The following is a 20,140-nucleotide window of genomic DNA, read 5'->3' as shown; positions in this document are numbered from 1 at the left end:
TCTTGGTAGAAACCGGCCCCTATAGGGGCCATTTCATTCCAAGATCTGCAAGCGGTGACCGCACTTCAGTCGATGACTGCGAAGGCGCGGACCGGGAAGGTGCCCATGCCGGCGACCCGGGGTGGGGCGGCGGTGAACCGGAACCCCTCCGGGGGCAGGGCGGCCAGGTTGGTCAGGTGCTCGACGATCGGCACTCCGGCGGCGAGCAGGGCGCTGTGCGCCGGGCGCTCGCCGGCCGCCGCCGGGGTCATGTCGTCGATGTTGATCGAGTCGATGCCGACCAGCGCCGCCCCCGCCTCGACCAGCCAGTCCGCGCCGTCGGCGGTCAGGTAGGGCGCGTCGGGTCCGGCGTACCGGTCGGTGCCGAAGTGGGTGTCCCACCCGGTGTGCAGCAGCACCGCCCGGCCGGCCACCTCGTACGGGGCGAGCATGAGGCGGTCCACCGCCCGGGTGCCGGCCGGCACCCGGACCACCACCCCGGGCAGGTCGGCGAGGTGGTCGAGGGGGACGCCGGTGAGGTCCGGGCCGTCCGCCCAGCGGTGCGCCGGCGCGTCCACGTAGGTGCCGGTGTTGGCGATCATGTCGATCCGGGCCACGTGGAACTCGACGCCCGGCGCGTACCGCTCCCGGGAGGCCTCGCGGGTCAGCCAGTCGGTGATCCGGGGCGGCTGCCACCCGGGGAGGGTGACCATGCCGTCGGTGATCACGTGGCTGAGCTCGACGAGCCGCCGCCCGCCGGCCGCCGGGGCGGCCACCCCGCGACCGCCCTTGTGCGGCTCCTCGACGACCGTCCGGTTGGTGATCCGCACCTCGCCGACCATCAGCAGCCCGAGGTGCCGGACGAGGAGCGCGGCCAGCTCGTCGTCGGTGATCTCCGGGCCTGGGATGTCGAGCCGGAAGCCGTCGGTCCGCAACCCGCCGCCGTTGGAAAAGATCACCTCGGCGTCGAAGACCGCCCGGTACTCACCCGTCATGCGCCCCACCGCACCACGCCGGTCGTGACGCCGTCAAGATCGATGTCAGGGCGCGCGGCTGCGGCCCGGAATGTCCGGGCAGGGAGATAGTCTCGAACGGTGCCACCCCCCGTCCGCACCGGACGCGGGGTCGTCGCCGTGCGCCGACCTCCTGGAAGTGATCACAGATGCTCACCGGCCTCTTCTCCGCCGCCCTGGCCGACCCCGGGCTGGCCCGGGCGCGTGACCTGGCGCGCTCCGGTGCCGCCCAGGTCGACGGCCTCGATCTCACCGCCCCCGCCGCGCTGCGCCCGTTCGCCGTCGCCGCCGTCGCGGCCGACGAGCCGGCCGGCGGCGCGGGCCGTCCGGTGCTCGCCGTGACGGCCACCACCCGCGAGGCCGACGACCTGGCCGCCGCGCTGGGCAGCCTGCTGCCGCCGGAGCAGGTGGCGGTCTTCCCGTCCTGGGAGACGCTGCCGCACGAGCGGCTCTCGCCCCGCTCCGACACCGTCGGGCGGCGGCTGGCCGTGCTGCGCCGGCTGGCCCACCCCGGCTCGGCCGACGCGCACGGGCGCACCGGCCCGCTGCGGGTGGTCGTGGCGCCCGTCCGGTCCCTGCTCCAGCCGCAGCTCAAGGGGCTCGGCGACCTGGAGCCGGTGCAGCTCGCCGCCGGCGACGAGGCGGATCTGGAGGAGGTCGCCCGCCGGCTCATCGACATGGCGTACGCCCGCGTCGACCTGGTCACCAAGCGCGGCGAGTTCGCCGTGCGCGGCGGCATCCTGGACGTCTTCCCGCCCACCGACGAGCACCCGTCCCGGGTCGAGTTCTGGGGCGACGAGGTGGAGGAGATTCGCACCTTCGCCGTCGCCGACCAGCGCACCATCGAGGGCGTGCCGCAGCTCTGGGCGCCGCCCTGCCGCGAGCTGCTGCTCACCCCCGGCGTGCGCGAGCGGGCCGCCGCGCTCGCGCAGGAGCACCCCGAGCTGGCCGAGATCCTCGACAAGCTGGCCGAGGGCATCCCGGTCGAGGGGATGGAGTCGCTCGCCCCGGCGCTGATCGGCGCCGACTCGATGGAGCTGCTGGTCGACTGCATGCCGGCCGGCACCCACGTGCTGCTCTGCGACCCGGAGCGGATCCGCACCAGGGCGCACGACCTGGTGCGTACCTCCGAGGAGTTCCTCCAGGCCAGCTGGGCCGCGGCCGCCGTCGGGGGCCAGGCCCCGGTCGACCTCGGCGCCGCCGCCTTCCGGACCCTGGCCGACGTACGCACAGCGGCCCGCGCCCTGCGCCAGCCCTGGTGGACCCTCGCCCCGTTCGGCCTGGCCGAGGCCGACGCCGCGCCCGCCCCGCAGCCCTGGGAGGACGAGCCGACCGAGGTCGACGTGACCCCCGACGACGCCATCGCGGTGAGCCTGGCCGCCCAGCCCGCCCCGCTCTACCACGGCGAGACCGCCCGGGTGGTCGACGACCTCAAGCGCTGGGCCGGCGAGGGCTGGTCGATCGCGCTGGTCTTCGAGGGGCACGGCCCCGCCCAGCGGGCCGTCGAGGTGCTCCGCGACGCCGGCCTCGGCGCCCGGCTCACCGAGGAGGTGCCGGCCGCGCCGGCCCCCGGCGACCTGCTGGTCTCCTGCGGTTGCCTGACCGCCGGATTCGTCGACGAGGCGTCCCGGTTCGTGCTGCTCACCGGCAACGACGTCACCGGTGGCCGGGGCACCTCCACCCGCGACATGCGCAAGATGCCGAGCCGGCGGCGCAACACCATCGACCCGCTGGAGCTGAAGGCCGGCGACCACGTGGTACACGAGCAGCACGGCATCGGCCGCTACGTCGAGCTGGTCCAGCGCACGGTCAACGGCGCGAGCCGGGAATACCTGGTCATCGAGTACGCGCCGAGCAAGCGCGGCCAGCCCGGCGACCGCCTCTTCGTCCCCACCGACCAGCTCGACCAGCTCTCCCGCTACGTCGGCGGCGAGCAGCCCACCCTGCACAAGATGGGCGGCTCGGACTGGCAGAAGTCCAAGGCCCGGGCCCGCAAGGCGGTCCGCGAGATCGCCGCGCAGCTCATCCAGCTCTACGCCGCCCGCAAGGCGTCCAAGGGGCACTCGTTCGGCCCGGACACCCCGTGGCAGCGGGAGTTGGAGGACGCCTTCCCCTGGCAGGAGACGCCCGACCAGCTCGCCGCCATCGAGGAGGTCAAGCGGGACATGGAGCAGACCGTCCCGATGGACCGGCTGATCTGCGGCGACGTCGGCTACGGCAAGACCGAGATCGCGGTCCGGGCGGCGTTCAAGGCGGTGCAGGACGGCAAGCAGGTGGCCGTGCTGGTGCCCACCACCCTGCTGGTGCAGCAGCACTACAACACCTTCGCCGAGCGGATGAGCCAGTTCCCGATCAGCATCCGGCAGCTCTCCCGGTTCCAGACGCCGAAGGAGACCGAGCGGACCCTGGAGATGGTCGCCGACGGCACCGTCGACGTCGTCATCGGCACCCACCGGCTGCTCCAGTCGGCCACCCGGTTCAAGCAGCTCGGCCTGGTCATCATCGACGAGGAGCAGCGCTTCGGCGTCGAGCACAAGGAGCACCTGAAGACGCTGCGCGCCTCGGTCGACGTGCTGGCCATGTCGGCCACCCCGATCCCGCGCACCCTGGAGATGGCGATCACCGGCATCCGGGAGATGTCCACCATCGCCACCCCGCCGGAGGAGCGGCACCCCGTGCTCACCTTCGTGGGGGCGTACGACGACCGGCAGGTGGCCGCCTCGATCCACCGTGAGCTGCTCCGCGACGGGCAGGTCTTCTACCTGCACAACCGGGTCGAGTCGATCGACAAGGCGGCCCGCCGGATCCGCGAGCTGGTGCCCGAGGCCCGGGTCGCGGTGGCGCACGGCCAGATGGGCGAGGAAGCGCTCGAGAAGGTGATGGTGGGCTTCTGGGAGAAGGAGTTCGACGTCCTGGTCTGCACCACGATCGTGGAGTCCGGCATCGACATCCCGAACGCCAACACCCTGATCGTCGAGCGGGCCGACCTGCTCGGCCTGGCCCAGCTGCACCAGATTCGCGGCCGGGTGGGCCGGGGCCGGGAGCGGGCGTACGCCTACTTCCTCTACCCGCCCGACAAGCCGCTCACCGAGAACGCGCACGAGCGGCTGGCCACCATCGCCCAGCACACCGAGCTGGGCGCCGGCATGTACGTGGCCATGAAGGACCTGGAGATCCGGGGCGCCGGCAATTTGCTCGGCGGCGAGCAGTCCGGGCACATCGAGGGCGTCGGTTTCGACCTCTACGTCCGGATGGTCGGCGAGGCGGTCTCCGCGTTCAAGGGTGAGCACGCGGAGGAGGAGGCCGAGGTCAAGGTCGACCTCCCGATCGACGCGCACCTGCCGCACGACTACGTCGGCGTGGAGCGGCTGCGCCTGGAGATGTACCGCAAGCTGGCCGAGGCCCGCGACGAGGAGCGGCTGCGCGAGGTGGTCGCCGAGATGACCGACCGCTACGGCGAGCCGCCCGCGCCGGTGCAGAACCTGGTGGCGGTGGCCCGGTTCCGGCTGCTGGCCCGCCGGTACGGCCTCACCGACGTGTCGATGCAGGGCAAGCACATCCGGTTCGGCCCGCTGCCGCTGCCCGACTCGAAGCAGCTCCGGCTCAAGCGCTACCACCCGGATTCGGTCTACAAGCAGGCGCTCGACCAGGTCAGCGTGCCCCGGCCGAGCACCCGCCGGGTCGGCGGCGAGCCGCTGCGCGACCAGGCGCTGCTGGAGTGGTGCGCGCAGCTCCTCAAGGATGTGCTCGGCGAGCCCGAGGAGCTGGCCGGTTCTGCCAGCCCCGCAGTGGCGAGCGGAAGGTGACACAGCGAGCCCGAGGAGCTGGCCGGTTCTGCCAGCCCCGCAGTGGCGAGCGGAAGGTGACACAGCGAGCCGGTCGCGGCGCAGCCGGCCGGGGCGGGGGCGCGGTGAGGTGGGCGGCGTCACAGCCGGGCACCGGCCGTGAGAGAGTGACCGGCATGCGTGCTCGCCGTCTTGTCGCCGTCGCCAGCGTGGCGGTCGGCCTCGTCGCCCTCACCGGTTGCCGTACCGAGCCCGGGGTCGCCGCCTACATCGGTGACCACCGGGTCACCGAGGACCAGGTCACCTCGATCCTCGACGAGATGCGGGACGGCCTCTCCGCCTCGCCGGCCACCGCGGAGCAGGCTCCCGCGCTGCTGCCGGGCCGGGACCAGGTGGTGGCCACCCTGGTGCTGCTGGACGTGTGCCGGGACCTTTCCGCCGACAAGGGCTACCAGCCGCAGGGCCAGGTCAGCCCGGCGCAGGTCGCCCAGCAGACGGGCCTGCCGGCCGACGCCGTCTACCCGCAGCGGGTGGCCGAGTTCTACACCTGCATGTCCGGGGTGCCGGCCGGGGAGCAGGCCGCCCCGAGCCAGGAGGACCTTGCCGCGGTGATCGCGGCGGGCCGCTCCGCCGGCGCCATCCCGCCCGATGTCACCGACGAGGACGCCGCGAGTCAGCTCGACGGCAGCCAGCTCCGGTCCGCGCTGGCCACCCGCAAGGTGCTCGCCGACGCGATCGGCGGCTACGACGTCACGGTGAACCCGCGCTACCGCCCGCTGCTCTTCCCGCTGCTCAGCTTCAAGGGCGACGCGGCGGCGGTCTCCGTGCCGCTGGGCGAGGCCGGCTCCGCGGTCACCGAGATCTCCACCCCGGAGCCGGAGCCGACCGAGCCGGGGCCGGCCGAGCCGAGCGCGTCGGTGGCGCCCTGAGCATGACCGCGCGCATCGTCCTGCTGGTCACCTCGCCCCGGCTGCCCGCCGGCCTGCTGACCGCGCCCGCCTGGGACGCCGTCCGCTCCGCGCCGGTGCTGGCCGGTGCGGAGAGCGAGCTGGCGACGGCGGTCCGGTCGACGGGCGCCGAGGTCACGGTGGTGACCGAGGGCGCCACGCAGGCGTTGCTCGACGCGGCGGCCGCGCACGGCAGCGCGGTGTGGCTGGCCGGCCCGGCCGGCGACGAGGCGCTCGCCCGGGAGCTGGGGCTGCGGCTGGCCCGCCAGCCCGGCCTCGCCGAGCTGGAGCTGATGTACGGCTCCTGGGACCCGCCGGGGGCCCGGCTGCTCGACGCGGTCGAGGTGATGGACCGGCTCGCCTCGCCGGGCGGTGACCCGTGGAAACGGGCGCAGACCCACCGCAGCCTGGCCGGCTTCCTGCTCGAGGAGTGCTACGAGGCCTACGACGCGATCAGCGCCGACGACACCGACGCGCTCCGCGAGGAGCTGGGCGACGTGCTGCTCCAGGTGCTGCTGCACGCCCGGCTGGCCGAGGACCTGCCCGAGGGGAAGCGCTGGACGGTCGACGACGTGGCCGGCGGCCTGGTCGACAAGATGGTCCGCCGCAACCCGCACGTCTTCTCCGGTGAGCAGGCCGGCTCGATCGAGGAGATCGAGGCCAACTGGGAGCGGATCAAGCGGGCCGAGAAGACCCGCGAGTCGGTGCTGGACGGCATCGCCTTGAGCCAGCCCGCGCTCGCCCTGGCCGCGAAGATCCTGGATCGCGCCGGCCGCATCGGCCTGGCTGTTCCGCCGCCGCTGGCGGAGTCCCAGGTCGATCCCGAGGCGCGCCTCGGCGCCGGCCTGCTGTCCACGGTTGCCGCCGCGAGGCAGGCCGGCATCGACCCCGAGGCCGCCCTCCGCCGCGCCACCCTGGCCTACGCGGAGGCGGTCCGGTCCGCCGAACGCGCCGCCCGCCCCGACGCCCCGGAGCGTTGATCAGAGGTTGGCGGCGTGGAACGCCCGTTTCGGCGCGGCCAACCTCATGATCAACGGAAGGTCGGCCGGGGCGCGGGGAGATCGGTAGGGTTTCCGGCATGGAGTCGTTCGTGCCGCTCGCCGAGCGGATCGTGGAGGCGTTGCTGGAGAGCCGGCCCGGGCTGGCCACCTCGGCCGGGGACCATCGCTACGACGACCGGCTGCCCGACCTCTCCGCCGACGCCCTCGCCGCCGACCAGGCGATGCTGAAGGACGCGGCCGACGCGCTCTCCGAGATCGACCCCGACGCGCTCGACGTCGAGGAACGGGTCGACCACGCGCTGCTCAGCAGCCTGGTCGACCGCGGGCTTTTCGAGGCCACCGAGATCCGCGGCCACGAGTGGGACCCGCTGCGGCACAACCCGGGCCCGCTGCTGCACGCCCTCATGGCCCGGCCGTACGCGCCGGTCGAGGAGCGGCTGACCCACCTGGCCGGGCGGCTGGCGGCCGTACCCGACGCCCTGGCGACCGCGCGGGCGACGCTGCGCGACATGCCGCGGATCCACGCCGAGACGGCGGTCGGGCAGTTCACCGGCACGGCGGCGCTGATCCGCGACGAGGTGCCCGCCCTGCTCGCCGAGGCGCCCGCGCTGCACGACCGGGTCGAGCCGGCCGCCACCGCGGCGATCGCCGCGCTGGAGGAGTTCGTGGCCTGGCTGCGCATCGGCCTCGCCGCCGACGCCGGCCCGGGGCGCGACCCCCGGCTGGGCCGGCGCCGCTGGGAGGCGCGGCTCTGGCACACCCTCGACACCGAGCTGAGCGCCGCCGAGATCCAGCGCCGCGCCTGGGCCAACCTCGACCGGGTCACCGCCGAGATCCGCGCGGCGGCCGTCGAGCTGGTCGGCGGTCCGGCCGACGACGAGACGGTACGCCGGGCGCTGGACCTGCTCGCCGCCGAGCACCCGGACGACGCCACCATCGTCGACCTGGCCTCGGTCACGCTCGACGAGGCGAGCGACTTCGTCCGGGCCCACGACCTGATCAGCCTGGTCGGCGACCCGTGCGTGATCCAGGAGATGCCGGAGTTCGCCCGGGGTGTGGCGGTGGCCTACTGCGACTCGCCCGGCCCGCTGGAGACGGCCGACGTGCCGACCTTCTACTGCATCGCGCCCACCCCGGCGGACTGGCCGGCGCAGCGGGTCGAGTCGTTCTACCGCGAATACAACGACCACATGATCCGCAACCTGACCGTGCACGAGGCGATGCCGGGCCACTTCCTCCAGCTCGCCCACGCCCGCCGCTACGCCGGCCCGACCCGGGTCCGCGCGCTCACCGAGTCCGGGGTGTTCATCGAGGGCTGGGCGGTCTACACCGAGGAGCTGATGGCCGGGCTCGGCTTCGGCGGGCTGCCGGTGCGGCTCCAGCAGCTCAAGATGCAGCTCCGGATGACCATCAACGCGCTGCTCGACCAGCTCGTGCACTGCGAGGACCTGCCCGAGTCCGAGGCCATGGCGTTGATGACCGGGCGCGGCTTCCAGGAGGAGGGCGAGGCGGCCGGCAAGTGGCGGCGGGCGCTGCTCACCTCCACCCAGCTCTCCACCTACTTCGTCGGCTACAGCGAGATGGCCGACATCGCCCGCGCCCGGCCGGCCGGGGTGTCGCCGCGCGACTGGCACGACGCCATGCTGGCGCACGACTGCCCGCCGCCCCGCCACCTGCGGACCCTGTTGGGGATCTGACCCTCAGCGCGGCTCGCGCGCGGCGACCGCGTCGACCAGCCAGCGCGACAGGGAGTACGTCGGGGGCAGCTCCGCCGGCAGCGCGTCGACCGGGAACCAGCTCGCCTCGGTCAGCTCCCTGGAGTCGACCACCGGCTCGGCGGACGGGTCGGTCACCGTGGCGGTGAAGCCGGCGAGCAGGGTGCCCGGCCCGGACATCGCCCAGGGCTGGCTGTCCACGTAGGTGGGACGCCCGATGGCCAGCCCGACCTCCTCGGCGACCTCCCGATGGGCGGCCGCCTCCAGCGACTCGCCCGCCTCGACGAAGCCGGCGACCAGCGCCCACAGCTCGGTCGGCCCGTACGCGTGCCGGACCAGCAGCAGCTCGTCGGGACCGCCGGCCCGGCCGGGGCGGGTGATCGCCACCAGCACCGCGACGGACAGCGGCAGGAACACGGTCAGCTCGCAGGCCGGGCAGCGCCGCGCGGTCTCGCCCGGCACGTCCGCCAGCTCGGTCCGGCACGCCCCGCACCAGCGGTGGGTACGCCGCCAGGTGATCACGGCGAGCGCCCGCCCGGCCAGGTCGGCCCGCGGTCCGGGCAGCTCGGCGGCGAGGCCCCGCCAGCCGCGCCAGCGGCCCGGCAGCGCCTCGGGGTCGGCGGCCTCGGCCGCCCAGGCCGGCACCCCGTCCAGCGTGCCGACCGGCACCCAGCCGAGGCCGGCGGGCAGCTCGCCGATCCGGAGCAGCCGCCCGTCGGCGCCGGTCAGCAGCCTGCGCCCGGCCACCGCCAGGGCCAGGTCGTCCGGGTTCGGCGGCCGGCCGTGCTCGGCGGCGGGTAGGAAGCCGGCAGCCGCGCGCGTCACGACGTGGTCGGGCGGCGGTCGACCACGCCCGCCCCGGCCGGCACCTCGAAGGCGGCCGACTCGACCGTGTCGGTGTAGCGGCTCAGGGTGACCTCGGCCGGCTTGCCGTCCAGGGTGCCGGTGAAGCTGCCCAGCACCCCCTCGGTGGTCACGCAGGCGTTGAAGCGGTCGCCGGCCCCGGTGACGTCGACGCAGGTGGCGTGGTGCCCCGCCAGCGTCGTGTCGCTCTGCTCGATGGTCGCCTCGGGGTCGAGCGCCGCCGCGGTGAGCAGCCGGATCACCGCCGGCGGCGTGACCAGCCCGTGCTTGCGCGCCTCGTCGTAGACGATCACGGACGGCTTGCCGGCGGTCAGCAGCGGCGGCGACACCGTGCAGGAGGTGCGTCCGGCGGCGTTCGCGCACCGGGTCACCGCCTCCTGGGTCACCGTGATCTTGCCGTCCGGCCAGGTATACGAGGAGCGCAGCGGCTCCTCGGTCTGCGCGATCGAGGCGGTCCGCCCGCCGCTGAGCTGGTATTCGGCGGCCCAGGTCTGCTCCAGCGCGCGGTCCATCCGGGCGGCGAGGTCGTTGACCAGGTCGGCCCGCCCGAGGGCGACCCCGGTGTCGTCGAGGGCCTGGCAGCCGGTGACGGAGAGCGACACGATGGCCGAGGCGGCGAGCACGCGGAGAGTCGTCGAGGCGGCGGGCATGGTGCCCAGCCTTGTCGATCGACGCAAGCTCTCGCAAACCCGTTGTCGGTTGAGGCCAGAGAATCCGGGAATGTCCGTGTCACCCGCCGTGGTGGTCGGGATTCGCGCCGGCTCCGCGTGGGGCACCGTTCCTCGCGTTCAGTCACCGGGGTGCGGCCCCGAACGGCATACGCGAGGGCGGGGACCGATACGCTGCGTTCAACACCTGCCTCAGCCGCACCGTCGCGGCCCATACCGGACCGGAACACACAAACGAGGAGCGACTCAGTGGCAACCATCGAGGGAATCGTCGCCCGGGAGATCCTGGACTCGCGGGGCAACCCGACGGTCGAGGTCGAGGTCGGGCTCGACGACGGCACGATCGCCCGCGCCGCGGTGCCGTCCGGCGCCTCCACCGGCGCCTTCGAGGCGATCGAGCTGCGCGACGGTGACAAGGACCGCTACCTGGGCAAGGGTGTCGAGAACGCCGTCGCCAACATCGAAGACAAGATCGTCGACCAGCTCGTCGGGTACGAGGCCAGCGAGCAGCGGCTGATCGACCAGAAGATGATCGACATCGACGGCACGGACAACAAGGCCGAGCTGGGCGCCAACGCCATCCTGGGCGTCTCGCTGGCCGTGGCGAAGGCCGCCGCGGGCAGCGCCGAGCTGAGCCTCTTCCGCTACCTGGGCGGCCCGAACGCGCACCTGCTCCCGGTGCCGATGATGAACATCCTCAACGGTGGCGCGCACGCCGACTCGAACGTCGACATCCAGGAGTTCATGATCGCGCCGATCGGCGCGCCCACCTTCCGCGACGCGCTCCGCTCCGGCGCCGAGGTCTACCACGCGCTCAAGTCGGTGCTGAAGAAGAAGGACCTGTCGACCGGCCTCGGCGACGAGGGCGGCTTCGCCCCGAACCTGCCGACCAACGCCGCCGCGCTCGACCTGATCGCCGAGGCCGTCGAGAAGGCCGGCTACCGGCTCGGCACCGACATCGTCTTCGCCCTGGACGTGGCCGCCACCGAGTTCTTCGACAACGGCAGCTACACCTTCGAGGGCAGCGCGAAGAGCGCCGAGGAGATGAGCAACTACTACACCAAGCTCGTCGGCGACTACCCGATCGTCTCCATCGAGGACCCGCTGTCGGAGGACGACTGGAGCGGATGGGCCACCCTCACGGCGGCCCTCGGTGACCGGATCCAGATCGTCGGCGACGACCTGTTCGTGACCAACCCGCAGCGCATCGCGCGGGGCATCACCGAGAAGGCCGCCAACGCGGTGCTGGTGAAGGTCAACCAGATCGGCTCGCTCACCGAGACCCTGGACGCCGTGGACCTGGCCCACCGGGCCGGCTTCAAGTGCATGATGAGCCACCGCTCCGGCGAGACCGAGGACACCACCATCGCCGACCTGGCGGTCGCCACCGGCTGCGGCCAGATCAAGACCGGCGCGCCGGCCCGCTCCGACCGGGTGGCGAAGTACAACCAGCTCCTGCGGATCGAGGAGGAGCTGGCCGACGCGGCGCGGTACGCCGGCGCCGGCGCGTTCCCGCGTTACCGTTCGGCCTGAGCCGAGAGCTCCGGGGGAGGGGTGTGACGATGCAGCAGCGCCGCACACCGGGTGGCCAGCGGCCCGCCCGACGGCCGGGTCAGGCCGGCCGGCCGGGCGGGGCCCGGGTCCGCTCGTCGGTCCGCGACACCGGCGTCCGCGCCGAACCGCGTGCCGCGGGCCGGTCGCCCAGCGCCACCCGCGCCACCGAGGGGGTACGCTCCGCGAGCCGCCCCGCGGCGGCCCGGCGTACCGCGGCCGGTGGCGCGGTCAAGCGGCTCACCGCACCCCAACCCCGGCGCTTCACCGGACGGGCCACCGTGCTCTTCGCGGTGCTGATCGCGCTGGCCCTGGCGTACACCTATCCGGTCCGGGTCTACCTGGACCAGCAGGCCGACATCGAGCGGATGGAGGCCTCGCAGGAGCAGCAGCGCAAGGTGATCGACGAGCTCTCCGCCGAGGCGGAGAAGTGGCAGGACCCGGCCTACATCGAGACCCAGGCCCGGGAGCGGTTCTTCATGGGCCGGCCGGGCGAGTCGCTGCTGGTGGTGCTCTCCGACCCGGAGGGGGCCGCCAAGGACGCCGGCAAGGGCGCGAAGCCGGGGCCGCCGAAGCCGCCCGACCCGTGGTACGACACCCTGTGGTCGAGCGTGCAGGCGGCCAACGCCGAGCGCCCCGACAAGTGATCGACGAGCGAGAGAGGCACCGTGAGCGCGAGGAGCGAGCCGGGTCTGCGAGCCCCGCAGTCGCGAACGAAGGCGAATCTGTGAGCGCGAGGAGCGAGCCGGGTCTGCGAGCCCCGCAGTCGCGAACGAAGGCGAATCCGTGAGCGCGAGGAGCGAGCCGGGTCTGCGAGCCCCGCAGTCGCGAACAAAGGCGAATCTGTGAGCGTCGTACCACCGCAGGATCCGGCGGCGGATTCCGTACCCCCGCCGGAGCGCCAGCCGGCCACCGAGGCCGACCTGGCCGCGGTGGCCGCGCAGCTCGGACGCCCGCCCCGCGGCACCCGGGCGGTGGCCCACCGGTGCCCGTGCGGCCTGCCCGACGTGGTGGAGACGACGCCCCGGCTGGCCGACGGCACGCCCTTCCCGACGCTGTTCTACCTGACCTGCCCGCGGGCCACCGCGGCGTGCAGCCGGCTGGAGTCCGCCGGGCTCATGAAGGAGATGGCCGAACGGCTCGCCGAGGACCCGGAGCTGGCCGCCCGTTACCGGGCCGCGCACGAGGACTACCTGGCCCGCCGGGAGGCCATCGGCCAGGTGCCCGAGATCGCCGGCATCTCGGCCGGCGGCATGCCGGGGCGGGTGAAGTGCCTGCACGTGCATCTCGGGCACGCGCTCGCCGCCGGGCCGGGGGTCAACCCGTTCGGCGACGAGACCCTCGCCCTGGTGGAGAAGTGGTGGGCCGCTGGCCCCTGCGTGGACGTGCCCGCGGCGGAGTGAGATGACCGCCACCGACGAGATCGTGGTCCGCCGCGCCCGCACCGCCGACGTGCGCGGCATCCGGCGGCTGGTGGACACCTACACCGACGACCGGCGGCTGCTCAGCAAGGCCACCGTCACCCTCTACGAGGACGTGCAGGAGTTCCGGGTGGCGGTGACGCCCGACGGCACGGTGGTCGGCTGCGGCGCGCTGCACGTGATGTGGGAGGACCTCGCCGAGATCCGCACGGTGGCGGTCGACCCGTCCTGCCGGGGGCACAAGCTCGGGCACCGGATCGTCGGCGAGCTGATCGACGCCGCCCGCGAGCTGGGCATCGCCCGGATCTTCGTGCTCACCTTCGAGACCGGGTTCTTCGGCTCGTTCGGCTTCCGCGAGATCGACGGCGCCCCCGTGCCGCAGCCGGTCTACGAGCAACTGCTCCGTTCCTACGACGAGGGCGTCGCGGAGTTCCTCGACCTGGAGCGGGTCAAGCCGAACACCCTCGGCAACAGTCGGATGCTGTTGCGCCTCTGACCCGCCTCACGTGCGGCGCGGGTGGGCCGCGAAGAACTCCAGGATCAGGTCGGTGGCCGTGACACCGGCGTCCGGGGCGGCGAGCTCTCCCGACGTGGCGCCCGGCCAGGAGTGACCCATCTCGGGGAGGCTCCACACGGTCACGTCGCTGCCGTCGGCGCAGCGCGCCTCGGTGCGGCTCAGGCCGGCCGGGACCGCCGATTTCTTCCCGGCCACCGGCCGGCAGCCGAGCCGTCGCTGCCAGGTGCGCAGCCCGTCGTGGAAGATGCCGGCGTACCGGTCCTGGCCGCCGACGAAGGTGATCACCGAGACCGGCCGCTTCGGCACGTAGCTGTCCGGCTCGGTCAGCGGGCCGCTGTAACCGCCGCTGACCACGCCGATCGCCGCGAACAGGCCGGTGGCCTCGACCGCGAGGCGGAAGCTCAGGTCACCGCCGTTGGAGATGCCGGTCAGGTAGACCCGGTCCGGGTCGGCCCGCCAGGTGTCGACCAGGTGGGCGGTGAGCGCGCTGAGGAAGCCGACGTCGTCCGCGTCTCCGCAGCAGATCAGCGCGTTGAAGCCGCCGTGCCGCCCGTCCGGGTAGGCGACCAGGAAGTTCTCCCGGTCCGCGCGGGCGTCGAGGCCGGTCAGATCCCGCATCCCGGCCCCGCTGCCGGGGAAGAAGTGCAGCGCGATGACCAGCGCAGTGGGGCGCGCCGGGTCGTAGCCGGGCGGGGCGTGCAGCAGGTAGCGCCGCTCCACGTCGCCGTGGCGCAGGGTCAGCTCGTGGTCCCCGGCGGCCGGCCGCTCGGTGGCCGGTCGCTCGGTGGGCGTCGGCGGGGCGGCCGGCTGGCCCGTCCCGCCGCACGCCCCGCCGGTCAACGCCAGAACCAGTCCCGCCAGCACCGCGATCGTCCGCCGCACGTCCCGCCCTCCCCGTGGGTCGACCGGCTCCACCGTCGGTTCCGGGACCCGGGCCGGTCAACCCTTTCGGTCCTCGCCGAAGCCGGGCAGGCTTTCTTCCATGCTGCGGCTGCACCTCGGACCGGCGGACCTGTGCCGGGTACGGTTCGTCGACCGGCTGCACCCCGTCGGCACGGCCATGCTGGCCTGCCAGGCGCTGCACGATCCGGCCACCGCCGCCATGGCGCCGGACCTCGTGGCGGCGGCCGGCGCGGCGACCTCCGTACGCGGGGTGCGTGCCGCCGCCACGTCGCTGCGGCACCTGCTGCCGGCCCGCGGCCGGCTGCCGGACTTCCTCACCCCGTTCGACGGTCTGGACTCGGTGGCCGCCGGCCTCGCGGCGATCCGGTCCACCCCCGCCCGGCGGGTCCGGGAGGAGGTCGCCGCCGCCTACGCCCAGGTCGCCGCGACGCCGCTGCGGCGCGGTTTCGCCGCCGCCGACCCGGCGGTGCTGGACCTGTTCGGCCGGGCGCTCGACACCTGGTTCGAGGCGGTGCTGGCCCCGCAGTGGTCCACCCTGACCACCGTCCACCAGCGGCAGTTGGCCGACGCCGCGCACCGGCTGGCCCGGCGCGGGCTGGCCGGCCTCTTCGACGGGCTGCACCCGGCGATCCGGTGGCGGCCACCCGTGCTGGAGGTGCGCACCTGGTGGAGCGGGGAGGTGACCGGCACCGGCGAGGGGCTGGTGCTGCTCCCGTCGCCGGTGGCCGGCCCGCTGCCCCGGGTCCTGGTCGAACCGGGCCGGCCGGTCCTGCTCGTGTACCCCGCCGCCATGCCGGCGCGGGCCACCGCCCCGGCGGCCGACCCGCTCGCCGGGGTGCTGGGCGCCACCCGGGCCGCGGTGCTGCGTCGCCTCGCCGCGCCCGGCCCGCACACCACCACGGCGCTCGCCCGGGGCGTCGGGGTCAGCCTCTCCACGGCCTCCGAGCACGCCACCGCGCTGCGCGCCGCCGGTCTGCTCACCACCGAGCGCGACGGCGCCGCGGTCCGCCACCGCCTGACCCCGCTCGGCGCCCACCTGCTCGGCCGCCCCGCGGCTGACGACTGATCCGCTCGACGGCCGGCCCGGCTGCCGTAGGGTGGCAGCCGTGACGACGCGCGTGGCCGCCATCGACTGCGGGACCAACTCGATCCGACTACTGGTCGCCGACCTGCCCGACCCCTCCGCCGGGCCGCAGGCCCCGCTGGTGGACCTGAGCCGCCGGATGGAGATCGTCCGGCTGGGCCAGGGCGTCGACAAGACCGGCCGGCTCGCGCCCGAGGCGATCGAGCGGACCCGCGTCGCGCTCGCCGACTACGCGGCGGAGATCGAGAAGCTGGGCGCCGAGCGGGTCCGGATGTGTGCCACCTCCGCCTCCCGCGACGCGTCGAATGCCGCCGACTTCCGGACCATGGTCGAGCAGACCCTCGGCGTGGCGCCCGAGGTGGTCACCGGCGACGAGGAGGCCCGGCTCTCCTTCACCGGCGCGGTCCGCGGCCTGCCCGCCGACGCCGAACCGCCGTACCTGGTGGTCGACATCGGCGGCGGCTCGACCGAGTTCGTGGTCGGCACCCGCGAGGGCGGGGTCCAGGCGGCCATCTCGATGGACATCGGCTGCGTCCGGATGACCGAGCGCCACCTGCACGGCGACCCGCCCGGCCTGGACGAGATCGCCGCCGCGCAGGCCGACATCGCGGTCGCGGTGGACCGGGCGCTGACGGCGGTCCCGGGGCGGGAGGCAGCCACCCTGGTCGGGCTCGCCGGATCGGTCACCACCGTGGTCGCCATCGCCCAGGGCCTCCAGGAGTACGACCCCGCGCGCATCCACCACGCCCGGGTGTCGTACGACCAGGTCGCCGAGGTCACCGCCGACCTGCTGGGGAAGACCCGCGAGCAGCGGCTGGCCATCCCGGTGATGCACCCCGGGCGGGCCGACGTGATCGGCGCGGGCGCGCTGGTGCTCCGGGTCATCATGGAGCGGGCCGGGATGCCCTCGGTGGTCGCCTCCGAACACGACATCCTCGACGGCATCGCCTGGTCGCTGGCCTGAGGCGGCACGGCGTCGTCGACGTCGAGCTGCTCATGGACGAGTTGGGGCGGCGGCAGATCGACGTCATGATCCGCGTCGGCCGGGAGCGGATGGCGCAGTTCCGAGGCCAGGGCGCGGGCCTGGTGGCTCAGGCGATGGCGGCGATGTCTCCGTCGTCGAAGTAGATGGCCTGGTGGAGCCGGCCGCCCAGGGCGGCGGCAAAGCGGGCCACCACCTCCTGGCCGGAGATCTTGCCCTGTTCGATCTGGGAGACCCGCCCCTTCGTGACGCCCATCCGGTCGGCCACCTGCTGCTGGGTCAGGCCTCGGGCGCGGCGTACCTCGGCCAGCCGATGGCCGACGACGTCGGCGAGGAGTTCCTGCTTGCCTGCCTCGACAGCCTCTTCCCCGCCGGCACCTGCGACGTGCTCAGCGCGGATGTCCTGCCACCGCGTGTAGTCGCTCATCCGGCAAAGGCGTTGGCGTCGAGTGTCCCCATCCATTGCCGCACCTCGTTGACGAGGTAGACGTCCCACTCGCCGGCCACCATACGCCGAAGTATAGCAATCGGTATACCTGCGATGGGCGGAGAGCCGGGGCAACGCGGTGCTCGCGTCGGGGTGGTCGGGGCGCTTAGGGTCGGTGGGTGGCGGTCAGGCGGGTCAAGCCCAACATCCTCTCCGACGACTTCGAGGCCAGCAGTCGCTTCTACCGGGATCTGATCGGGCTCGGTGGCGGTCACGGGCTCGACTGGATCCTGTTCTTCGGCGGCGAGGTCCGTGAGGTCCAGCTCTCCGTGACGAAGCTGGACGTCAAGGCGGGCATCCACGCCGAGGTGTCGATCGAGGTGGACGACCTCGACGACGTGCATGCCCGCTGCGTCGCCGCCGGGGCCGAGATCGTCTACCCGTTGACCGACGAGCCGTGGGGGCTGCGCCGGTTCTTCGTCCGCGACCCGAACGGCGCGGTCATCAACGTGACCCAGCACCACGAGTAGCCCGGCCGGTCAAATCTTCATGTCGGGGCGGTTAGCCGTCGACGGTTCACCTCGAACGCTGGCGCGGCCAGTCCGACGGCCGCCCGGACGCGTCCCTGGAGCCGCCCGACAGCCCGGCCCAGTCCGAACGACCGGCCCACGTCGAATCGCCTGCCCCGGTGGAACCGCCGGCCCGAACCAGCTCCGGTTCGGGCGTGCTGTGCGGCGTGCTGAGCCCGAGGCCGTCCACGCCCAGTGGGCGGTCCCGTGGGGTTGCGGGCGGGAGGATCTCGTCCGCTTGCAGCGACGCGGGGACGTCGTCCGCGGGCTGCGGCCACCGCTGCCAACGGCGGATGCTCACGACCCCGACGAGGAGCAGCGAGCCGACCAGCAGTGTCGTCCCGGTTCGAAGGGGGGCCGCCAGGTCGACCTGGTGGCCGCTCAAGGTCAGTTTGTGGTCGAACAGTTTCGTCACGCTGGCCGGGCTGACGAGCAGGCCCAGGTAGCTGGCCGAGTAGGCCAGGCCGGTCAGCGCCGCGCCCAGTGGGGAGAACCGGAGCGTGGCGATGAGCCCGAGCACGATCCCGGCGGCGGCCAGCACCAGCGCGGGTCGAACGAAATCACCGCTGTCCAGTGCACCGCCGGTTTGTGCGGCGGCGAACGCCCGCTCCGACCGGTCCTGCCCGAGGGCGAAGAGGATCCAGGCCAACGGACCGACGATGGCGGCGGCGAGCACGGTTCCGAAGTGTCGCATCCGGGCAACGTACCGATCGTCCGCGAAGATGAGCAGGCCTCATAAGGGAAAATTAAGCCGACCCCCGGCGGCGGTCAGGTGCGTTCGGTGGCGAGGCGGGCGCCGAAGCCGAGCAGCGCCACCCCGGTCAGCCCGTCCAGCCAGCGTCGGACCCGCCGCCGGGACAGCAGGTCCCGGGCCCGGTCCAGCGCCGCGACCAGGACCAGCAGGTACGCGAGGCCGAGCACGGCGTGACTGAGCGCGAAGGCGAGCAGCACCCCGATCGGCGCCGCGCCGCCGACGAACTGCGGCAGCACGGCCAGGTAGAACGCCAGCACCTTCGGATTGGTGACGTTGGACAGGAAGCCCTGCCGGAACCCGGCCAGCGCCTGCCCGGGTGCGGCGGCGGCGTCGCCGGCCAGCGGCGGGTATTCGCCGCGCCAGGCCGAGCGCCAGGCCTGCACCCCGAGGTACGCCAGGTAGGCCACGCCGGCCCAGCGGATCGCCTCGAACAGCGGCTGGGAGCGGACGATGAGCGCGCCCAGCCCGGCGGCGGCGGTCACTCCCTGCACCGCGTTCGAGGCGGTCACGCCGACCGCGCTCCACCTGCCCCGGCGCCGGCCGGCGGCCAGCGTGTTCCGGGTGACCACGGCGAAGTCCGGCCCGGGGATGAGGATCAGCACCGTGGCGAAGGCCAGGAAGGACGCGTAGCTGCTCCACGACATGCCCCGAGCCTACGCAGCTACCATGTTCTTGACGGTACTACGCAATCCGCACTAGTGTGCGGAGCGTGGATACGACGCAGCTCCTCAAGGGCGTGCTCGACCTGGCCGTTCTCGCCGTGCTCAAGGACGAGGACGGCTACGGTTACGACATCCTCCGCCGGCTGCGCGAGGCCGGCCTGGAGGAGGTCGGCGACGCCTCGGTCTACGGCACCCTGCGCCGGCTCTTCGCCGCCGGCCTGCTGACCACCTACGTGGTGCCGAGCGAGTCCGGCCCGCACCGCAAGTACTACTCACTCAACGCCGCCGGCCGGGACCAGCTCACCCGCTCCGGCAAGACCTGGCGTTCCTTCGCCACCACCATGGACGCACTGCTCGACGATCGGGGGATGGCGGCATGACCGTCACTGGGCAGGAGATCGCGGACTACGTCGACCGGGTGCGGGCCGCCCTGGCCGACCTGCCGCCCACGGTTCGCGACGAGTTGACCGAGGACCTGCCGGAGCACCTCGCCGAGGTGGCCGCCGAGGCCGACGGCACGCTGGTCGACCGGCTCGGCGAGCCGGAGGCGTACGCGGCCGAGCTGCGGGCGGCCGCCGGGGCCGAGGCGGGAGCCGGCCCGGGGCGCCGGGGCCGGCGACTGGCCGCCGCCCAGGCGCGCGCCGGCACCCAGTTGCGCGCCCTCGACACCCAGCTCGGCCCGCTGCTCGGGCAGTCCTCGGTGAGCGAGTTCCTCCGCCCGCTGCGCCCGGCCTGGTGGCTGCTGCGCGGCTGGCTCGCGGCGCTGGTGATCTCCGTCGTGCTCCAGGAACCGTCCGGGTTGCTCCCCCGGCTCGACGGCAGCGTGCTGGCCGGCCTGTTCCTGCTCGCCGGCACGGTCCTCGCCTCGGTCTGGCTGGGCCGGCGCTCACCCGGCCTCCGGGGCTGGCCGCGGCGCATGCTGCGACTGGGCACCGCCGCGTTCCTGATCTTCTCCTTCGCGATGCTGGTCAACGTCGACCAGCACGCCAGCTCCGACCAGTTCGGCAGCTATCAGGAGGTCTCGGTCGGCGACCGGTACGACATGGTCGAGGACGTCTTCGTCTACGACCAGGAGGGACGGCTGGTCCGCAACGCCCAGCTCTTCGACCAGAACGGCGTGCCGATCCGGCTCGGTTGGCCGACCTGCCTGGACGCGAGCGGCAACATGCCCGCGCCGCGCAACGCGTACCCGTACTGCCCCGTCGCCGATCGATCGTGCTGGCCCTGAGGGCCCGGCACCGCGGCACCGGCGTACGTCTGGTTATCGAAGGCGCGAAGCCCGACACGTGGCTGGCAGC

20 protein-coding genes are annotated in these 20,140 nt (G+C 73.8%); 13 read left to right on the top strand and 7 right to left on the bottom strand.

Translation table 11 applies throughout. The annotated features are described in order from the left end of the window. Positions 1–65: 65 nt before the first annotated feature. Entirely contained in the window at positions 66–974 is a 909-nt protein-coding gene (locus ABZV78_RS21280) for a cyclase family protein (protein WP_355641006.1), read from the bottom strand. A 167-nt stretch (positions 975–1,141) separates the two neighbouring features. Here ABZV78_RS21280 and mfd point away from each other — a divergent pair, with 167 nt between their 5' ends. The 4 genes from mfd (at position 1,142) to ABZV78_RS21260 (ending at position 8,422) form a co-directional block, all read left to right on the top strand. Then, positions 1,142–4,798 carry a transcription-repair coupling factor gene (gene mfd / locus ABZV78_RS21275; protein ID WP_355641004.1) on the top strand — a complete coding sequence of 1,219 codons (3,657 nt, stop codon included), beginning with the start codon at positions 1,142–1,144 and terminating at the stop codon, positions 4,796–4,798. Positions 4,799–4,953: 155 nt separating this feature from the next. After that, entirely contained in the window at positions 4,954–5,706 is a 753-nt protein-coding gene (locus ABZV78_RS21270; protein ID WP_355641003.1) for a hypothetical protein, read from the top strand. A 2-nt stretch (positions 5,707–5,708) separates the two neighbouring features. Then, entirely contained in the window at positions 5,709–6,704 is a 996-nt protein-coding gene (locus tag ABZV78_RS21265; RefSeq protein WP_355641002.1) for a nucleoside triphosphate pyrophosphohydrolase, read from the top strand. A 98-nt stretch (positions 6,705–6,802) separates the two neighbouring features. Beyond that, entirely contained in the window at positions 6,803–8,422 is a 1,620-nt protein-coding gene (locus tag ABZV78_RS21260; RefSeq protein ID WP_355641000.1) for a DUF885 domain-containing protein, read from the top strand. A 3-nt stretch (positions 8,423–8,425) separates the two neighbouring features. Here ABZV78_RS21260 and ABZV78_RS21255 read toward each other — a convergent pair whose 3' ends face one another. Then, the gene (locus ABZV78_RS21255; protein ID WP_355640998.1) at positions 8,426–9,265 is read right to left on the bottom strand and encodes an NUDIX domain-containing protein; all 840 of its coding nucleotides are present in this window, start codon (positions 9,263–9,265) and stop codon (positions 8,426–8,428) included. Beyond that, a complete protein-coding gene (locus tag ABZV78_RS21250; RefSeq protein WP_355640996.1) occupies positions 9,262–9,954 on the bottom strand; it encodes a hypothetical protein in 693 nt (230 codons plus the stop codon). Before ABZV78_RS21250 ends, ABZV78_RS21255 begins: the two co-directional genes overlap by 4 nt. A gap of 267 nt (positions 9,955–10,221) precedes the next feature. Here ABZV78_RS21250 and eno point away from each other — a divergent pair, with 267 nt between their 5' ends. The 4 genes from eno to ABZV78_RS21230 all read left to right on the top strand — a co-directional run bounded on the left by eno (position 10,222) and on the right by ABZV78_RS21230 (position 13,440). Then, on the top strand, positions 10,222–11,505 hold the full coding sequence (gene eno / locus ABZV78_RS21245) for a phosphopyruvate hydratase (RefSeq protein ID WP_355640995.1): 1,284 nt from the start codon (positions 10,222–10,224) through the stop codon (positions 11,503–11,505). A gap of 29 nt (positions 11,506–11,534) precedes the next feature. Then, positions 11,535–12,170 (top strand): septum formation initiator family protein, encoded by a 636-nt coding sequence (locus ABZV78_RS21240; protein ID WP_355640993.1) that lies wholly within the window; start codon positions 11,535–11,537, stop codon positions 12,168–12,170. A gap of 198 nt (positions 12,171–12,368) precedes the next feature. Beyond that, on the top strand, positions 12,369–12,926 hold the full coding sequence (locus ABZV78_RS21235; protein WP_091114352.1) for a DUF501 domain-containing protein: 558 nt from the start codon (positions 12,369–12,371) through the stop codon (positions 12,924–12,926). Position 12,927: 1 nt separating this feature from the next. Continuing rightward, complete coding sequence (locus ABZV78_RS21230) at positions 12,928–13,440, top strand: amino-acid N-acetyltransferase (RefSeq protein WP_355640991.1); 513 nt, start codon at positions 12,928–12,930, stop codon at positions 13,438–13,440. 6 nt (positions 13,441–13,446) lie between these two features. Here ABZV78_RS21230 and ABZV78_RS21225 read toward each other — a convergent pair whose 3' ends face one another. Continuing rightward, entirely contained in the window at positions 13,447–14,343 is an 897-nt protein-coding gene (locus ABZV78_RS21225) for a PHB depolymerase family esterase (protein WP_355640989.1), read from the bottom strand. Positions 14,344–14,443: 100 nt separating this feature from the next. Here ABZV78_RS21225 and ABZV78_RS21220 point away from each other — a divergent pair, with 100 nt between their 5' ends. After that, entirely contained in the window at positions 14,444–15,430 is a 987-nt protein-coding gene (locus ABZV78_RS21220) for a winged helix-turn-helix domain-containing protein (protein WP_355640987.1), read from the top strand. A gap of 52 nt (positions 15,431–15,482) precedes the next feature. After that, complete coding sequence (locus ABZV78_RS21215; protein WP_355641026.1) at positions 15,483–16,412, top strand: Ppx/GppA phosphatase family protein; 930 nt, start codon at positions 15,483–15,485, stop codon at positions 16,410–16,412. A 127-nt stretch (positions 16,413–16,539) separates the two neighbouring features. On the opposite strand, the gene ABZV78_RS21210 is transcribed toward ABZV78_RS21215, so the two are convergent. Beyond that, on the bottom strand, positions 16,540–16,857 hold the full coding sequence (locus ABZV78_RS21210) for a helix-turn-helix transcriptional regulator (protein WP_355640985.1): 318 nt from the start codon (positions 16,855–16,857) through the stop codon (positions 16,540–16,542). 179 nt (positions 16,858–17,036) lie between these two features. On the opposite strand from ABZV78_RS21210, the gene ABZV78_RS21205 reads away from it, so the two are divergent. Further along, on the top strand, positions 17,037–17,387 hold the full coding sequence (locus tag ABZV78_RS21205) for a VOC family protein (protein WP_355640983.1): 351 nt from the start codon (positions 17,037–17,039) through the stop codon (positions 17,385–17,387). Positions 17,388–17,433: 46 nt separating this feature from the next. Here the strand turns inward: ABZV78_RS21205 and ABZV78_RS21200 are convergent, their stop codons facing one another. Both ABZV78_RS21200 and ABZV78_RS21195 read right to left on the bottom strand, forming a co-directional pair. Further along, the gene (locus ABZV78_RS21200) at positions 17,434–18,102 is read right to left on the bottom strand and encodes a hypothetical protein (RefSeq protein ID WP_355640982.1); all 669 of its coding nucleotides are present in this window, start codon (positions 18,100–18,102) and stop codon (positions 17,434–17,436) included. Positions 18,103–18,194: 92 nt separating this feature from the next. Beyond that, complete coding sequence (locus ABZV78_RS21195) at positions 18,195–18,824, bottom strand: LysE family translocator (protein WP_355640980.1); 630 nt, start codon at positions 18,822–18,824, stop codon at positions 18,195–18,197. A gap of 65 nt (positions 18,825–18,889) precedes the next feature. Between ABZV78_RS21195 and ABZV78_RS21190 the strand changes: the two genes are divergently transcribed. Both ABZV78_RS21190 and ABZV78_RS21185 read left to right on the top strand, forming a co-directional pair. After that, the gene (locus ABZV78_RS21190; protein WP_254332588.1) at positions 18,890–19,222 is read left to right on the top strand and encodes a PadR family transcriptional regulator; all 333 of its coding nucleotides are present in this window, start codon (positions 18,890–18,892) and stop codon (positions 19,220–19,222) included. Further along, the gene (locus tag ABZV78_RS21185; protein WP_355640978.1) at positions 19,219–20,070 is read left to right on the top strand and encodes a hypothetical protein; all 852 of its coding nucleotides are present in this window, start codon (positions 19,219–19,221) and stop codon (positions 20,068–20,070) included. The genes ABZV78_RS21190 and ABZV78_RS21185 overlap by 4 nt, the downstream gene beginning before the upstream one ends. The last annotated feature ends 70 nt before the right edge of the window (positions 20,071–20,140 follow it).

The sequence above is a fragment of the Micromonospora sp. NPDC004540 genome (genome assembly GCF_040610095.1).
Classification (GTDB): domain Bacteria; phylum Actinomycetota; class Actinomycetes; order Mycobacteriales; family Micromonosporaceae; genus Micromonospora.
Note: the sequence above shows the minus strand (reverse complement) of the source record. Positions and strands in the feature narration are given on the sequence as shown.

Bases quoted from the DNA above. Each gene is read 5' to 3' on its own strand.
- ABZV78_RS21220 (WP_355640987.1), top strand. From the start codon at position 14,444: ATGCTGCGGCTGCACCTCGGACCGGCGGACCTGTGCCGGGTACGGTTC.
- mfd (WP_355641004.1), top strand. From the start codon at position 1,142: ATGCTCACCGGCCTCTTCTCCGCCGCCCTGGCCGACCCCGGGCTGGCC.
- ABZV78_RS21260 (WP_355641000.1), top strand. From the start codon at position 6,803: ATGGAGTCGTTCGTGCCGCTCGCCGAGCGGATCGTGGAGGCGTTGCTG.
- ABZV78_RS21230 (WP_355640991.1), top strand. From the start codon at position 12,928: ATGACCGCCACCGACGAGATCGTGGTCCGCCGCGCCCGCACCGCCGAC.
- ABZV78_RS21195 (WP_355640980.1), bottom strand. From the start codon at position 18,824: ATGTCGTGGAGCAGCTACGCGTCCTTCCTGGCCTTCGCCACGGTGCTG.
- ABZV78_RS21185 (WP_355640978.1), top strand. From the start codon at position 19,219: ATGACCGTCACTGGGCAGGAGATCGCGGACTACGTCGACCGGGTGCGG.
- ABZV78_RS21265 (WP_355641002.1), top strand. From the start codon at position 5,709: ATGACCGCGCGCATCGTCCTGCTGGTCACCTCGCCCCGGCTGCCCGCC.
- ABZV78_RS21270 (WP_355641003.1), top strand. From the start codon at position 4,954: ATGCGTGCTCGCCGTCTTGTCGCCGTCGCCAGCGTGGCGGTCGGCCTC.
- ABZV78_RS21210 (WP_355640985.1), bottom strand. From the start codon at position 16,857: ATGAGCGACTACACGCGGTGGCAGGACATCCGCGCTGAGCACGTCGCA.
- ABZV78_RS21240 (WP_355640993.1), top strand. From the start codon at position 11,535: ATGCAGCAGCGCCGCACACCGGGTGGCCAGCGGCCCGCCCGACGGCCG.
- ABZV78_RS21280 (WP_355641006.1), bottom strand. From the start codon at position 974: ATGACGGGTGAGTACCGGGCGGTCTTCGACGCCGAGGTGATCTTTTCC.
- ABZV78_RS21250 (WP_355640996.1), bottom strand. From the start codon at position 9,954: ATGCCCGCCGCCTCGACGACTCTCCGCGTGCTCGCCGCCTCGGCCATC.